The sequence below is a fragment of the Pseudomonas syringae pv. tagetis genome (assembly GCF_022557255.1).
Lineage (GTDB): Bacteria > Pseudomonadota > Gammaproteobacteria > Pseudomonadales > Pseudomonadaceae > Aquipseudomonas > Aquipseudomonas caricapapayae.
This window is the reverse complement of sequence record NZ_CP092923.1, coordinates 2,208,291-2,226,040: the sequence shown is the minus strand read 5'-3', so window position 1 is coordinate 2,226,040 and position 17,750 is coordinate 2,208,291. Positions and strand designations below refer to the sequence as shown.

At 62.2% G+C, this 17,750-nt stretch carries 3 protein-coding genes; all 3 read right to left on the bottom strand.

Annotated elements, in window-relative coordinates; genetic code table 11:
- From MME58_RS10050 to MME58_RS10040, 3 genes are read right to left on the bottom strand one after another with little or no spacing between them, the layout of a single operon-like run.
- Positions 1-6,465 (bottom strand): non-ribosomal peptide synthetase, encoded by a 6,465-nt coding sequence (locus MME58_RS10050; protein WP_241409125.1) that lies wholly within the window; start codon positions 6,463-6,465, stop codon positions 1-3.
- A gap of 14 nt (positions 6,466-6,479) precedes the next feature.
- Positions 6,480-14,339 carry a non-ribosomal peptide synthetase gene (locus tag MME58_RS10045; protein ID WP_241409124.1) on the bottom strand — a complete coding sequence of 2,620 codons (7,860 nt, stop codon included), beginning with the start codon at positions 14,337-14,339 and terminating at the stop codon, positions 6,480-6,482.
- Complete coding sequence (locus MME58_RS10040; protein WP_055007221.1) at positions 14,336-17,746, bottom strand: non-ribosomal peptide synthetase; 3,411 nt, start codon at positions 17,744-17,746, stop codon at positions 14,336-14,338. Before MME58_RS10040 ends, MME58_RS10045 begins: the two co-directional genes overlap by 4 nt.
- Positions 17,747-17,750 lie beyond the last annotated feature (4 nt).

Genomic DNA, 17,750 nt, shown 5'->3' with positions numbered 1-17,750 from the left:
TCAGATACCCGCCATTTCATTCATCATTTTTTCAATATCGGACAAGCCGTCCTCGGTCAGCGACAGGCCGCTGCTGGCGAAAGCCTGAATAAAATCGTTCAATTGCGGTTTCTCGAAGATCAGGCGCAATGGAATGTCGACTCCCAGGCCGGTGTGGATTCTGGAAATCAGTTGCGTCGCCAGCAGCGAATGGCCGCCCAGCTCAAAGAAATCGTCGGTCAATCCAACCCGCTCGACTTTCAGCACGTCCGCCCAGATAGCAGCCATCTGCCGTTCCTGATCGGAGGCCGGTGCGACGTACTGGCGCTGTAGTTGCCCGGCGTCCGGTTTTGGCAGCGCCTTGCGATCCAGCTTGCCGTTGGCGCTCAGTGGCATTCTGTCCAGCACGATGAAATGCGTGGGCACCATGTAATCCGGCAGCGACGCCTTGAGATGCATCTTGAGTGCATCGCGCAGGTGATCGACACCCTGTTCAACCACCAGATACGCCGCCAACTGCTTGCCCGACGGGCCGTCAACGTCGATAACGACGGCTTCGTGAACGCTGTCGTGCTCCAGCAGGCCAGCCTCGATTTCACCCAGTTCGATGCGCAGCCCACGGATTTTCACCTGATGGTCGATACGCCCGGCGTAATCGATCACCCCTTCGTCGCGGTAACGCGCCAGATCGCCGGTGCGGTACAGCCGTCCGCCGCCCTGCTCATCGAACGGGTCCGGCACAAAGCGTTCCGCCGTCAGCGCCGCACGCTGGTGATAACCCCGCGCCAGACCGACACCGCCCAGGTACAACTCTGCCGCCACGCCTTGTGCGGCAGGCAGCAAGCCATCGTCGAGAATGTGGGTTTTCAGGTTATCGATCGGCCGGCCGATCGGTACGCTGAGCACGTCGTTCGTGGTGCAGGTCCAGTGCGTGACGTCGATGGCCGCTTCGGTCGGGCCATAAAGGTTGTACAGACCGGTCTGCGGCAGGCGCTTGAGCACCTGACCGGCCAGTTCGGCAGGCAGTGCTTCACCGCTGCACACCACACGACGCAGACTGTTACAGCTTTCTACCTGTGGATGGGTCAGAAACGCCTGAAGCATCGACGGCACAAAGTGCAGGGTCGTGACCCGGTGCTCGCGGATGCTCTCTACCAGCCGGTCCGGGTCGCGATGATCACCCGGCAGCGCCACCGCCAGACGTGCGCCGGTCAGCAATGGCCAGAAAAACTCCCAGACCGACACGTCGAAACTGAACGGCGTCTTTTGCAGGACCGTATCACTGCCTTCCAGCCCGTAAGCCTTCTGCATCCAGTGCAAACGGTTGACCAGCGCCCGATGACTGTTGCCCGCGCCCTTGGGCTTGCCGGTCGAACCCGAGGTGTAGATCACGTAAGCCAGATTCTGCGGATGACTGAGGTTGACCGGGTTGGCGGTGCTGCAGGCTGCCAGCCAGTCGGTGTCCTGATCCAGGCACAGGCTCTGCACCTGCGGCGGCACCGGCAGGCGTTGCAGCAATGCGCGCTGGGTCAGCAACAAACCGATAGCGCTGTCCTGCATCATGTAGGCCAGTCGTTCTTCGGGGTAATCCGGGTCCAGCGGCACGTAAGCGCCTCCAGCCTTGATGATCGCCAGCAGGCCGATGACCAGCTCCACGCTGCGCTCGACGCAGATACCCACCAGCACATCCGGGCCGACACCCGACTCACGCAGGCGATGGGCAAGCTGGTTGGCGCGGGCGTTGAGTTGCGCGTAGCTCAATTGCTCGCCGGCAAAGATCAGCGCCGGGGCGTCCGGTGTGGCCAGCACCTGGGTTTCGATAAGGCTGTGCAGGCAGTGCTCGCTCGGGAACTCGGCAGCCGTGGCGTTCCAGTCGCGGACTAACTGCTGCCGTTCGGCAGCGTCGAGCATAGGGATTTCAGCGATGCGCTGAGCGGCATTGGCACACAACGCCCGTAACAACGCCAGCCAGTGCCCGGCCATACGTTCGATGGTGCCGCTGTCGAACAAGGCCGTTGCGTAAGTCAGGCCAGCGCTCAGGCCACCGTCGTGTTCGGCGGTATTCAGGGTCAGGTCGAATTGCGCCGGGTAGCGGTCAGACACCAGCGCTTCGACCTGCAGACCGGGCAGCTCGCGAATGGCGGTGCTGGCCTGGCTCTGATGATTGAACATCACCTGGAACAACGGGCTGTGGCTGAGACTGCGTTGCGGCTGCAGGGCTTCGACCAACTGCTCGAAAGGCAACTCCTGATGCGCCTGGGCTTGCAGCGCCGTGTGTTTGACCTGTTGCAGCAGTTCGTTGAAGGTCGTGTGCAGATCGAACTCGGCGCGCAACACCTGCGTATTGACGAAGAAACCGATCAGGCCTTCGGTTTCCGCACGGGTGCGGTTGGCAATCGGCACACCGACGCGGATATCCGACTGACCGCTGTGACGGTGCAGCAGGCTTTGGAATGAGGCCAGCAACAGCATGAACAGCGTAACGCCCTGTTGTCGCGCGACCTGTTTCAAATCGTCGATCAACCCCGGCTCGAGCTCGACCGCCAGGCGCGCACCGGCGTGGCTCTGCACGACCGGACGCGGATGATCGGCGGGCAGCTCCAGAATGGGTTGGTGAGCACCTAATTGCTGTTTCCAGTACTCCAATTGGCGGTCCTGCTCGCCAGCCTCCATCAAGGTCTTCTGCCACAGCGCGTAGTCGGCGTATTGCATGGCCAGTGGGGTCAACATCACCCCGCGGCCCTGGCTGAAGGCTTCGTACAGACGTACCAGCTCATCGACCATGATCGGCATCGACCAGCCATCGGAGACGATATGGTGCTGGGTCAGAATCAACACGTGTTCGTCGGTCGCAAGATTCAGCAAACGAACGCGCAACAGCGGCCCTTGCTCCAGATCGAACGGACGCTGCATTTCCTGCTGCAGGCAGGCCTCGAGAGCCTGACCGGCATGCACGGTCTCGACCGTCAGGGTCAAGGCGCGTGCCGGATGAACAATCTGCACCGCGCTTTCGCCGTCCTGGCGGAAGGTCGTGCGCAACGTTTCGTGACGAGCGATCAACGCGCTGAAGCTCTGCTCCAGCGCGGCGATGTCCAGCGAGCCGCTCAGGCGCAGGGCCGCGGGAATAGTGTAAGCAGTGCTTTCAGGATCGAGCTGCCAGAGAAACCACTGACGCTGCTGCGCATAGGAAAGACCCAGTGGCTGAGTGCGGTCAGCCTTGATGAAGCGCGGAACGTCGTTGCCCTGACCCTCGCCCGCCGCGTGGGCGAATGCCGCCAGATCACGCGCTTCGAACAGGTCGCGTAACGAAAGCTCGACGGCCAGTTGCTGACGAATGCGCGAAATCACCTGAGTGGCCAGCAAGGAATGCCCACCCAGTTCGAAGAAGTTGTCAGCGCGTCCGACCTGCTCGATCTTGAGCACATCGGCCCAGATCGCCGCCAGTTGCTGCTCCAGCTCGCCCTGCGGAGCGATGTAGGTCGTCTGCAACTGGCTGGCATCCGGTGCAGGCAACGCCTTGCGGTCCAGCTTGCCGTTGGCGGTCAGCGGCATCTTGTCGAGGACGATGAAATGGGTCGGCACCATGTACTCCGGCAGATTCGCCCTGAGTCCGGTTTTCAGCGTTTCACGCAGGGTTTGCTGATCCTGATCAGGCTCGGTCGGCACCAGATACGCCGCCAACTGCCCGTCCAGGGCCAGCACGATGACTTCGCGAACGGTCGGGTGCGCTTGCAGTCGCGCTTCGATTTCACCCAACTCGATGCGGAAGCCGCGGATCTTGACCTGATGGTCGATGCGCCCGGCGTATTCGACCACTCCGGCAGACCGGTACCGGGCCAGGTCGCCGGTGCGGTACAGGCGGCTGCCGTCACTGGAAAACGGATCAGGCACAAAGCGCTCGGCAGTCAGTGCGGCGCGGTTGTGATAGCCGCGCGCCAGACCAGCGTGACCGATGTGCAGTTCACCGCTGCATCCCTGGGCGACCGGGTTGAAATCGGCGTCCAGCACGTACCACGACAGATCGGGGATCGCTTCGCCAATCGGGCTGACCGGATTGTGCGTGTCGGCCAGCGTGATCGGTCGGTAGGTCACGTGAACCGTGGTTTCGGTGATGCCGTACATGTTGATCAGTTGCGGTGCCTGATCGCCAAACCGTTCGAACCAGGGTTTCAGGCTGGCAACGTCCAGCGCTTCGCCGCCGAAAATGACTTTTTGTAACGGCATCGGCAACGGCGAATCACACGCCACACGCATCAGTTGCTTGAACGCCGACGGCGTCTGGTTAAGCACCGTGACCTGCTGTTCGACCAGCAGCGCGTGAAAATCTTCCGGCGAACGGGTCACTTCGCGGGGCACGATCACCAGTCGTCCCCCGTGCAGCAACGCACCGAAAATCTCCCAGACCGAGAAGTCGAAGGCGAACGAATGGAACAGCGTCCACACGTCTTTTTCGTTGAACGCAAACCAGTCGTCGGTGGCGGTAAACAGACGCATCAGGTTGTGGTGGGTGAGCAACGTGCCTTTCGGCTTGCCGGTCGAACCCGAGGTGTAAATCACGTAGGCCAGGTTGTCCGGCGTGGTCTGGTTGAGCGGGTTTTCCGTGCTGTAACCGTCCAGCGTATCGGCCAGATCCAGTGTCTGAACGTGCGCAGGAATCGGCAACTGACTGAGCAAACGGCTCTGGGTCAGCAACAATTCGATACCGCTGTCCTGCATCAGAAAGCTCAGGCGATCCTGCGGGTAATCCGGGTCCAGCGGCACGTATGCGCCACCCGCCTTGAGGATTGCCAGCAGACCGACAATCATGTCCAGACCGCGCTCGGCGGCCAGCCCCACCCGAACGTCGGGGCCGACACCCTGCTCGCGCAGCTTGTGGGCCAGTTGGTTGGCACGCTGATTGAGTTGCTGGTAGCTCAGTTGTTGGTCAGCACAACTCAGGGCAATGGCCTGCGGCGTGCGCTGGACACGGGCTTCAATACGCGAGTGCGCGCACTGCTCACTCGGGTAGACCGCCAGCTTGCGGTTCCAGTCGCGAAGGGTGTTCTGCCGCTCCTCGACGCTCAAAAGCGGCAGGTCGGCAATGCGCTGATTGACGTTGCTGCACATGCCGTTCAACAGATTGCGCCAGTGGCTGGCCATGCGCTCGATCGTCGCGGCGTCAAACAGGTCGGTGGCGTAGGTCAACGAGGCCGTCAGGCCACCCGGGCGCTCGCAGGTGTCCAGGGTCAGGTCGAACTGCGCGGTGTGCTTGTCGGATACCTGGTATTCCAGGCGCAGTCCTGCCAGCTCAAGGGCTTCGTTGTGGCCTTCGTTCTGATGGTTGTAGGCCACTTGAAACAATGGACTGCGGCTCAGGTCCCGCTCCGGCTGCAGGGCTTCGACCAGTTGCTCGAATGGCAGGTCCTGATGAGCCTGGGCCTGCACGGCGGTGTGTTTGATCTGCTGCAACAACCCGGTCACGGTAGTTTGCGTATCGAAGTCGGCCTTGAGCACCTGGGTATTGACGAAAAAGCCGATCAGCCCCTGAGTCTCACTGCGGGTGCGGTTGGCGACGGGCACGCCGATGCGTATATCGGCCTGACCTGTGTAGCGATGCAGCAGCGTCTGAAACGAAGCCAGCAACAGCATGAACAGCGTGACGCCCTGCTGACGCGCGAGCGCCTTGAGATTGTTCAGCAACGCGTTACCCAGTTCGACACTCAGGCGCGCACCGTCGTAACTGCGCAGGGCCGGGCGCGGCCGATCGGCAGGCAGTTCCAGCGTCGGCTGTTGCTCGCCCAGTTGTTGCGTCCAGTACGCCAGCTGGCGCTCCTGCTCGCCCATTTCCAGCCAGTTGCGTTGCCAGAGCGCGTAGTCAGCGTACTGAATCGGCAGCACTGGCAGTGCGATGTCGCGACCGAGGCTGGCGGCCTGATAGAACTGCATCAATTCTTCGACCATGATCGGCATCGACCAGCCATCGGAGACAATGTGGTGCTGGGTCAGCACCAGTACATGCTCCTGCGCGCTCAGCTTGAGCAAGCTGACCCGCAGCAATGGCCCGTTTTGCAGATCGAACGGCTGTTGCACGTGACGGTCCACCCAGCGTTCAATGGTCTCGCCAGCCGCCAGTTGATCGACGCTCAATGCAAAGGCCGCAGCGGGATGCACCACCTGCACTGCCTCGTCGCCCTGCTGCTCGAAGGTCGTACGCAGGGTTTCGTGACGCTCGATCAGTTGTTCAACACTGCGCCGCAACGCTTCGACCTCCAGCGCGCCATGCAGGCGTAGCGCCAGCGGAATGTTGTAGGCCGCGCTGTGCGGTTCCAGTTGCCAGATGATCCATTGCCGCTGCTGCGCATAGGAGAGCGCTGACGGTGCCTGCGTCTCCCTCGCAGCGATCGGCGTGACCCCGTAGAGATTCACCCCCTGACGCTTGAGCAGGACCGCCAGCGCCTTGCGTTCACGGGCGGACAGCGATTTAACGGAGTCAAGCAACTGTTGCACTGGGGTCTCTCCTGCTAAGCAATCAAATTATCAATTTCCTCCGCTGATAAACGTTTGAGTGCCTCCAGTGATTTAGTCAATTCGTCCTGTGCATGATCACTTTCACCGTTTTTTTCCTGCAGCGTGTTACAGAAGTCCGCCAGTGACGGTTGTTCGAACACATCCTTGAGGCTGACCTCGTGCTGCAACTGTTCGCGCACGCGTACCAGCATCTGCACCGCCAGCAGCGAGTGGCCGCCCAATTCAAAGAAACTGTCGCTGCGACCGACCCGTTCGACACTCAGCACATCGGCCCAGATCGCCGCCAGTTGCTGCTCCAGCTCGCCTTGCGGAGCGATGTAGGTCGCCTGCCACTGGCTGGCATCCGGTGCAGGCAACGCCTTACGGTCCAGCTTGCCGTTGGCGGTCAGCGGCATTTTGTCGAGGACGATGAAATGGGTCGGCACCATGTACTCCGGCAGATTCGCCCTGAGCCCGGTTTTCAGCGTTTCACGCAGGGTTTGCTGATCCTGATCAGGCTCGGTCGGCACCAGATACGCCGCCAACTGCCCGTCCAGGGCCAGCACGATGACTTCGCGAACGGTCGGGTGCGCTTGCAGTCGCGCTTCGATTTCACCCAACTCGATGCGGAAGCCGCGGATCTTGACCTGATGGTCGATGCGCCCGGCGTATTCGACCACTCCGGCAGACCGGTAACGGGCCAGGTCGCCGGTGCGGTACAGGCGGCTGCCGTCACTGGAAAACGGATCAGGCACAAAGCGCTCGGCAGTCAGTGCGGCGCGGTTGTGATAGCCGCGCGCCAGACCGGCGTGACCGATGTGTAACTCGCCGCTGCATCCCTGGGCGACCGGGTTGAAATCGGCGTCCAGCACGTACCACGACAGATCGGGGATCGCTTCGCCAATCGGGCTGACCGGGTTGTGCGTGTCGGCCAGTGTGATCGGCCGGTAGGTCACGTGAACCGTGGTTTCGGTGATGCCGTACATGTTGATCAGTTGCGGTGCCTGATCGCCAAACCGTTCGAACCAGGGTTTCAGGCTGGCAACGTCCAGCGCTTCGCCGCCGAAAATGACTTTTTGTAACGGCATCGGCAACGGCGAATCACACGCCACACGCATCAGTTGCTTGAACGCCGACGGCGTCTGGTTAAGCACCGTGACCTGCTGTTCGACCAGCAGCGCGTGAAAATCTTCCGGCGAACGGGTCACTTCGCGGGGCACGATCACCAGTCGTCCCCCGTGCAGCAACGCACCGAAAATCTCCCAGACCGAGAAGTCGAAGGCGAACGAGTGGAACAGCGTCCACACGTCTTTTTCGTTGAACGCGAACCAGTCGTCGGTGGCGGCAAACAGACGCATCAGGTTGTGGTGGGTGAGCAACGTGCCTTTCGGCTTGCCGGTCGAGCCCGAGGTGTAAATCACGTAGGCCAGGTTGTCCGGCGTGGTCTGGTTGAGCGGGTTTTCCGTGCTGTAACCGTCCAGCGTATCGGCCAGATCCAGTGTCTGAACATGCGCAGGAATCGGCAACTGACTGAGCAAACCGCTCTGGGTCAGCAACAATTCGATACCGCTGTCCTGCATCAGAAAGCTCAGGCGATCCTGCGGGTAATCCGGGTCCAGCGGCACGTATGCGCCACCCGCCTTGAGGATTGCCAGCAGGCCGACAATCATGTCCAGACCGCGCTCGGCGGCCAGCCCCACTCGAACGTCCGGGCCGACGCCCTGCTCGCGCAGCTTGTGGGCCAGTTGGTTGGCGCGTTGATTGAGTTGCTGGTAGCTCAGTTGTTGGTCAGCAAAACTCAGGGCGATGGCTTGCGGGGCGAGGTCGGCCTGACGCTCGATGCGCTGGTGGGCGCAGTACACGCTCGGGTAATGCTGCACGCTTTGCGTCCAGGCAGTCGGCAAGGCCAGTTCGCCGACACGCGCCGTAGCGCAAGCACCAAGGCTTTGCAGCAGGTGATCGAAATGCGCCGCCAGTTGCAGAATGCCTTCGGCACTGAAATGTTGCCGGTCGTAACTGAAACGCACCGATAGCACGTCATTGGCTTCGACTACCAGCGTCAGCGGGTAATGCGCCTGTTCCTGATTGTGCAGGCCGCTAAACACCAGACCATCGGGCGCGCGCTGCAAGGCTTCGGACACCGGGTAGTTTTCGAACACCAGAATAGTGTCGAACAGTGCCTCGCCACTGTTGCGCGCCCAGCGCTGGATATCATACAGCGGGGTATGTTCATGCTCGCGCAGCGCAAGGTTTTTCGCCTGCACCTGCTGCACCCAGTCGGCCACCGTCTGCTCCGAACGCGGGCTGGCGATCACCGGCAGGGTGTTGATGAACAGTCCGAGCTGCTCTTCGACACCTGGCAGCTCAGCCGGACGCCCGGCCACTGTAGCGCCAAACGTCACACTGGACTGACCGGTGTAGCGTTGCAGCAACAACAGCCAGGCGGACTGCACCAGCGTGTTGAGGGTCACGCGCTGCTCGCGGGCAAACTCACTCAAACGTCGGGTGCCCTCGGCATCGATCAGCTGGATGTAATCGCCATAACCATCTCCCTGCGCTGAAGACCTGAACGCGTGAAGCAAGCGGGTCGGCTCATCCAGTTCAGCCAATTCTGTGGTCCAGAAACGCTGACTGGCATCGGCGTCCTGATCCTGTAACCACTGAATGTAATCGCGATAGCGCCCCGGCTGTGTCGGCGGCGTCTGATCGCTGTAACGTTGCAGCACTTCACCCAGCAGCCGCGAACTGCTCCAGCCGTCCATCAGGATGTGGTGGCTGGTGTAGACCAACTGCCACGTGTCGTCGGCAACGCGCACTACCGCCAGGCGCAACAGCGGGCCCTGGGCCAGATCGAAGCCTTGTTGACGATCGGCCTGCGCCCAGTTGTCCAGCCAGCGTTCGGGCTTACCCCGCGCATCCAGTTCGACAAAGGGCAGCGTCACGTGACGCTGCACCACTTGCAGCGACTGCTCGCGCTGGCTGACAAAGCAGCTGCGCAGCACCTCGTGGGCGTCTACCGCTGCCTGCCATGCACGCTGGAAACGCGGCACATCCAGCCCGCCGATGTCCACCCGCAACTGATTGATGTAGTTGCCCGCCACCTCATCGAACAGCGAATGGAACAGCATGCCCTGTTGCATCGGCGACAGTGGATAGATGTCTTCGATGGTGCCCGCAGCAATCGACAAACCGTCCAGCTGTGACTGAGTCAGTCGCGCCAGCGGGAAGTCCGACGGCGTGACACCCTGGTGCCCGGCGGTACAGTGTTCGATCAGTGTGGTCAGTGCCTGCTCGTAGCGGCGTGCCAGGGTGTCGATGGTCGAGGCGTGATACACCTCGCGGCTGAAACTCCAGTCCAGTTGCAACTGCCCATCGAATACCTGACCGTTGAGGCTCAGCCAGTTACCCAGTGGCCCGTCCTCGCACAGAGCAGTGCCGGCATTGTCAGCGCTCGGCACGAACAGCGCACCCTCGCGCTCGTTGAAGCTGCCGTCGAACTGCCCCAGGTAGTTGAACGTGACCCGTGCCTGCGGCAGTGCCGCCAGTTGCAGCGCAAACGACGGCTCGCCCATGTGGCGCAACACGCCGTAACCAATGCCTTTGTTCGGTACGGCACGCAATTGCTCCTTGATCCCGCACAGGCTTGCACCCGGCATGATTTGCGGCGTGAGGCGAACCGGAAAGAGGCTGCTGAACCAGCCGACCGTGCGACTGAGATCGGTGTCGTCGAACAGGTCTTCCCGGCCATGGCCTTCCAGCTGGATCAACACTGACGATTGCTGGCTCCACTCGCACAGCACCTGCGCCAGCGCTGTCAGCAACAGGTCGTTGACCTGCGTGCGGTACGCGGCAGGTGCGACTTTCAGCAGCTTGTGGGTCAGGTCCTTGCTCAACCATGAAGACGCATGGGCCGCATCACGATGACGCATCGAGCCTTCGGGCTTGTCGCGCGGCAACGGTTGGTCCGCGCCCTGCAAGGCCTGCAGCCAGTAATCACGTTCGGCTGCCAGCGTTTTACCGCTCGCATACTGTTGCAATTGTTCGGCCCAACGCTTGAGCGAGCTGGTTTTCGCTGGCAGCACCAATGGCTGGCCTGCTGCAATGGCGACATAGGCCTGTTGCAGGTCTTCCAGCAGCACCCGCCACGACACACCGTCGACGACCAGATGATGAATCACCAGCAAAAGGCGTTGCTCGCCCTGCGGCAGGTTGACCAGCACTGCACGCAACAACGGACCGTTTTTCAGGTCCAGGCTGCGTTGTGCTTCGTCAGCCAGCTCGGTCAGGCGCTCGGCACTGTCCAGCGCGTGCGTCCAGAGCAGATCGCGAGCGTTCAGCGTGCCGAAGGCAGCTTGCCACTGGCCGTCTTGCTGCGTGAAACCCAGACGCAGTGCGTCGTGCTGTTCGATCAGCGCGGCGAGCGCGGCCTGCAGGTGATTAGCATCCAGCATTTGCAGCGGTTTGAGCATCAACGCCTGATTCCAGTGCTGGCGCTCGGGGATGTCCAGTTCAAAGAAGCGCGCCTGAATCGGCAGCAGCGGCAGCGAACCGCTGACCTGCTCCGCCCCGGCAGCGGGCTTTTTCTGGATCAGTCTGGCCACCGACGCCAGCTGGCCGATGGTCTGCTTTTCGAACAACTGCTTGGGGCTGAGCTTGATGCCCTGGCGCTTGGCACGGGCGATGATCTGCAGGCTGAGAATCGAATCGCCGCCCAGTTCGAAGAAGTTGTCGGTGCTGCCGACCTGCTCCAGCTTCAACACGTCGGCCCACACGGCAGCGAGCTTTTCCTCGATCTCGCCCACCGGCGCGGTATAACGCTGCTTGACAACGCCGGGCTTGGGCAAGGCGCGCTTGTCGAGCTTGCCGTTGGCAGTCAGTGGCAATCTGTCCAGCAGCATGATCTGGGCAGGCACCATATAGTCGGGCAAGCGCGCAGCCAGTTGCTCGCGCAAGCTGTCGACATTCAGGCCTGTGTCGGTTGCGGCTACGCAGTACGCCACCAGTTGCAGTCGGGTTTCGTCATCGTCCACCGGCAACGCCAACACGCTGGCTTGCGCCACTGCGGGCAATCCCAGCAGCACACGCGCCACTTCAGCAGGCTCGACGCGATAGCCGCGTACTTTGACCTGATCATCTGCGCGACCGATGAATTCCAGAAGGCTCTGATGATTGCGCCGCATGCGATCGCCGCTGCGATAAACGCGTGCGCCCTCTTGCGCGAACGGATCCGGCACAAAACGCTCGGCGGTCAGTGCAGGCTGGCCGATGTAGCCCAGCGCCACACTGTCACCACCAATGTACAGTTCGCCGGCAACCTGTTGGCCGACCGGGTTCAGCACATCATCCAGCACATAGGCACTGGCCCCCGGCAACGGCGCACCGACCGGCACGCTGCACAGAGGCTCGACAGAGCGCACCCCTGTGGATACACAGACATCCTCTGGGAGCGAGACAGGCACCTCATGGGTCAGCACGCCGACCGTGGTTTCGCTCGGGCCGTAGTGGTTGATCACCCGGCAATCCGGCTTGAGCTGACGCACGTGCTCGACCAGCGCAGGCGAGCAGGCTTCACCGCCGACGATCAGAGCATGCTGCGGCAGCACATCGGCCGGCTGGCTGGCCTGCAACAGCGCAGTCAGGTGGCCGGGCACTATTTTCAGCACGCCGACCTGATGTTCGGCCATATAGGCAGCAAAGGCATCCGGGTCGAAACCCAGTGCTTCGGTCAACACGTGCAGGGTTCGCCCCGAACACAGCGCGCCGAACAACACGGTATGACCAAGATCGGCGGCGATGGTCGAAACCAGCGCCATGCTCGCCTCGGGAGCCAGTTGCAAGCGCTCCAGCAGGCCGCGCACGTAACTGGCCAAAGCGCCCTGGCTGACCAGTACGCCCTTGGGCTGGCCGGTAGAGCCGGAGGTATGAATCACGTAAGCCGCCGAGTCGGCTGACGACCCGGTGTCGGGCCTGCTGACAGGCAACGCCTGCCAGTGCGCAGGCGTCCAGGCCAGGCCCTGACAACCGGCGATCGCCAGTGACGTCTGACGCACATCGCCCTCGGCACACAGCAACACCCTGGCCTGAGCATTGACCAGCATCTGTTGCAGTCGCGCGTCGGGAGCTTTGACGTCAAGCGGCATGTACACGCCACCCGCCTTGAAGATCGCCAGCACGGCCGTCAGCCAGTCCAGCGAACGCTCCATCAGCACCGCCACCGGCTGGCCTTCGCTGACCCCCATGCGAATCAATTGATGGGCCAGCTGATTGGCAGCCTGATCCAGTTGCAGCGTGGTCAGCGTGCGCTCAAGGCAGCGGGCAGCCTGTGCATCAGGCTGCCTTTCAACCTGCCGGTCCCACAGTTGCAGCAGGTGTGGCGCGGGTTCGCGAGCTGCAGGCGGCGGTTCGACGGTCAGCGCCCCCAACCTGAACAGCGGCGCCTGTGGCGCGTCGAGCAGGGTCTTGAACAACGCAAGCATTTCGGGGATGAAGCCTTCGACGGTAGAGCGTCGATACAGGTCGCTGGCGTACGCCATATCGCCATGGATCAGCGTGCCGTCGTCGGTGATGTCCAGGGCCAGATCGAAATGCGCGCCTTGTTTATCGAACGCGTACTCGCTGACCTCCAGCCCGGCCAGCTTGAGCGCGGTTTTCTGTTTGAGGATTACGTTCTGGTTGAACTTGGCCTGAAACAGCGGGTTATGACCCAGGCTGCGCTCCGGTGCCAGTTGATCGACCAATTGCTCGAACGGTACGTCCTGATGCGCCTGCGCGCCGAACGAGGTGTCGCGGATCTGCGCCAGCAGGTCAAGGTAGCTCAGGCGCTCATCAACCTCGCAGCGCAAGACCTGGGTATTGATGAAAAAGCCGATCAGCCCTTCGGTTTCAGCCCGACCGCGGTTGGCATTGGGCACGCCGATGCGAATATCGCGCTGCCCGGCCTTGCGCGACAGAAACAGCGAAAAACCGGCCAGCACCAGCATGAACAGGGTCACGCCCTGCGTACGCGCAAAAGCATTGAGCTGGCGCGACAGATCAGCGCCGAAATCAAAGCGCAGGTGCTCGCCCTGATAGCTCTGCGTGTGTGGACGGGGAAAATCCTGTGCGGCGTCGAGCAGCGGCTGCTCGTCACCCAACTGGTTACGCCAGTAATCCAGTTGCCGTGCGCCCTCGCCCGCCTCCAGCCAGCTGCGCTGCCAGATAGCATAATCGGCGTATTGCAACGGCAGTTCCGGCAGCGCAGGTTCGCGGCCTTCGCAGTACGCCTGGTAGCAGTGCACGAACTCCTGAATCATCACGTCCATCGACCAACCGTCGGAGACGATGTGGTGCATGCTCACCACCAACACATGCTCATCGCCGGCAAGGCGGAACAGGTGCGCGCGCAGCAGCGGGCCGGTGCGCAGATCGAACGGCTGGCTGGTCACCGTGACCACTCGTAACGCCAGCTCGGCATCGCGCAGCTCGACATCAGCCAGACCGGACAGGTCGATACTGTCCAGCGCCACTGTCTGATCGTGCAACAACACTTGCTGCGCCTGATCACCGTCGATATGGAACACGGTGCGCAGCACCTCATGACGCTCGATCAGATAATCGAATGCACGGCGCAAGGCCGTCTCGTTCAACGTGCCTTGCAGACGCAGGCCAGTGGTCATTTTGTAGGCGTCGCTCGACGGGTCGAGCTGCCAGAGGAACAGCAGGCGTTGCTGAGCGAACGACAGCGGAATGGCCGTGACATCATGGCGACTGACCGGCACCGGCAACAGGCTGAAATCCTTGCCTTCCTGGCGCAGCCGGGCAAGGAACTGTTGGCGTTGCTCCAGCGGCAGGCCGACAAAACGTTTCGCGATGCGTGCAGCAGTGGTCCCGGTCATGCGCCAAATTCCTCCAGTGAATCCATGAACTGGTCCATGTCGCTCCAGTCGTTATCCGTGGTGTTGTCGGTCAGCGCGGCCACTTCGACGGCAAGGTCGCTGAGCAGCGGTTTTTCGAACAGCGTGCGCAACGGCAGGCTGATGCCCAGTTGCGCCTTGATCCTGGCAATGACTTGCGCGGCGAGTAACGAATGGCCGCCCAGCTCGAAAAAGTGATCGTCCAGACCGACCTGTGGCGCGTGCAGGACTTCCTGCCAGATGGCAGCAAGGCAGATTTCCACATCGCTGCAGGGCGCGCGGTATCTGGCCTGCAACTGGCTTGAGTCGGGCTCCGGCAGCGCCTTGCGGTCCAGCTTGCCGCTGGGCGTCAGGGGCAGCTCCGGCAACAGCAGCACGTGCGTCGGCACCATGTAATCCGGCAGGCTGGCTTGCATCTGAGTGCGGATGCCATGACGCAACGCCTGTCGCCCGGCATCACTGAGCGCACCGCCTTCCGGCACCACGTAAGCGATCAGTTGGGTGCTGCCCGCCAGTAAAACGGCCAGCACCACCGCCTCGCGCACGTCAGTGCATTGCTGCAGGCGCGATTCGATTTCGCCCAGCTCGATGCGGAAGCCACGAATCTTCACCTGATGATCAACCCGGCCGATGTATTCGACAGCGCCGTCGACACGTAGCCGGGCACGGTCGCCGGTGCGGTACAGACGCTCACCGCTGACAAACGGATCGGCGACGAAACGCTCGGCGCTCAAGCCGGGCTGAGCGTGATAGCCCCGCGCCAGGCCGGGACCACCGATGTACAGCTCGCCCACCGCGCCCTGCGGCAACAGGTTCAGTTGATCGTCGAGAACATAAAGACGGCGTCCTGCCAGCGCACGGCCAATCGGCACCCCGCGCCAGGACACCTGTTCCGCAGTCAGCGCGCTGCAATCGTGAATGCTCGACACCACGGTCGCTTCGGTCGGCCCGTAGGTATTCAGAAGACGCACATGCCCCAGCCCGGCCTTGTGCCACAGACGCAGGCCTTCGACTGCCATGGCCTCTCCGCCGACGTGAACCTGTCGTAACGCGCCGTAATGCCCGGGCGGGCTGGCCGCGAAGTCCTGAACCAGGGTCAGCCAGTAGGCCGCAGGCAAATCCGCCAGCGTTACGCAATGCTCGACCACTGCCTGATGGAAGGTGGCGCTGTCCCACAGCCGCTCGTCACGCAGGACCACGGCCGCCCCGCGACACAGCGGCGGGTAGAACTGCTCGACGAAGCCATCGAAACTGTGGGTCGCGAATTGCAGGACCCGGTCGCCCTCGCGCAGGTCACTGTAGTTCGCGCCCAGTGTCACGAACTCAGCCAGTGCGGCATGACTGATCGCCACACCCTTTGGACGCCCGGTCGAACCCGAGGTATAGATCACATAGGCCAGGCTGGCCGGATCTGTCGTGCCGTCCGGGTTGTGCGGGCTCGCTGTCAGGCTGCCTGGTTGATCCATGCACAGGCACTGAATACCAGCCAGTTCAGGCAGCCTGACTCGCTGTTCGCTATGCGTCAGCAGCAGTTTCAGGCCACTGTCTTCCAGCACATGACGCAGACGCTCACTCGGCGCGCTCAGGTCCAGCGGCACATAGGCACCGCCAGCCTTGAGTACGGCGAGCAGCGCGACCGGCATGTCCAGCGAGCGGCCCAGCGCCACACCGACCAGCACGTCCGGACCGACACCCTGCTCGCGCAGATGCCAGGCAAGACGGTTGCTGCGCTCGTTCAGCTCGGCGTAAGTCAGGCTGGGCGATTGACCGTCAAGGGCGAGGAGCAATGCCGGCGCATTCGGCGTGCGCTGCACTTGCGCTTCGAACTGACGATGCGCAGGGGTGGTGACGTCAGCTTTGAGAACGCTGTCGACATCCAGCAATTGCGAGCGCTCATCGGCCGCGAGCATCGACAGTTCCGCGATGGTTTGCAGAGGATCAGCGCAGACCGAGGTCAGCAGATTGCGCCAGTGCCCGGCCAGACGCACGATGGTCGACTCGTCGAAAATATCGGTGGCGTAAGTAAAGGCGGCGTGCAGTTGCTCACCTTCGCCGCTGGTGGCCAGCATCAGGTCGCTGGCGGCGGCGTGGGTACGCTGCGCCAGCGCCTGTTGTTCGGCGGGCAGATTGGCCACGCGCAGGCCGCCGCTGAGGTGTTTGTCCAGCAGGTCGGCAACCACCGGCTGGTGATTGAACATCACTTGAAACAAAGGAGTGTGGCTTTGGCTGCGCTCGGGCTGCAGCGCATCGATGATGGCGTCAAACGGCAGATCCTGATGCGCCTGAGCACCGGTCGAGGCGTTGCGCACGGTATTCAGAAGATCGACAAAACGCGTCTGCGCGGTCACTTCACTGCGCAGGACCTGAGTATTGATGAAGCAGCCAATAAGCCCTTCGGTTTCGCTGCGCGTGCGATTGGCGATCAGGCCGCCGACACGAATGTCGGTCTGCCCGCTGTAGCGGTGCAGCAGGCTCTTGAAAGACGCCAGCAATACTACAAACAGGGTCACACCCTGGCGTTGCGCAAGATGTTTGAGGTTGCGCAGCAGTTCGGGCTCGAGCGCCAGCTCCAGGCGGGCACCCTCATGGCTGGGCAGCGCCGGGTACGGGCGATCCGTAGGCAGCTCCAGCACCGGGTGTTCGTCGCCAAGATGGCTGCGCCAGTAGTCCAGCTGACGCTCTTGCTCACCGGCTTCCAGCCAGCTGCGTTGCCACAACGCGTAGTCGCGGTACTGCACGGGCAGCGGCTGAAAGGGCAGCCGCTTACCGGCCAGCAGCGCATCGTAGCCGCGCAGCCATTCGTCGATGAGCACGTTCATCGACCAGCCATCGGTAATCATGTGGTGCAGATTCAGCAACAGCACATGCTCCTGCCCGGCCAGACGCAGCACCTGCACGGTGAACAGCGGCCCGCGCTGCAGATCGAACGTTTGCGCAGATTGTTCGGCCATCGCCTGACGGGCACTTGCCCAGCGCTGCTCGGACGGCAGCGCACTCAGGTCGATCAGGCGGATGCTCACGGGTGCTGGCGGCGCAACACGCTGAAACGCACGGTCGCCTTCCTGACCGAAGGTGGTACGCAGGCTTTCATGGCGCTCGACCAGCGCACTGAAGGCACACTCCAGCAAGGGCAGCTCCAGCGGACCATTCAGGCATACCGACATCGGCAGGTTGTACGCTGCGCTGTGAGGGTCCAGTTGCCAGAGAAACCACATGCGTTGCTGGGCATAGGACAGACCATCGCGTTCGGCCAGCCCTTCGCAGGAAGGGATCGGGAACAGCGCGAAATCCATGTTTTCCTTGCGCATGCCATCGAGAAACAGGCGACGTTTTTCAAGAGGCAACTCGACAAAACGACGAGCGAGTTTCTGGGCGTGTTCGGGGTTCATGGGT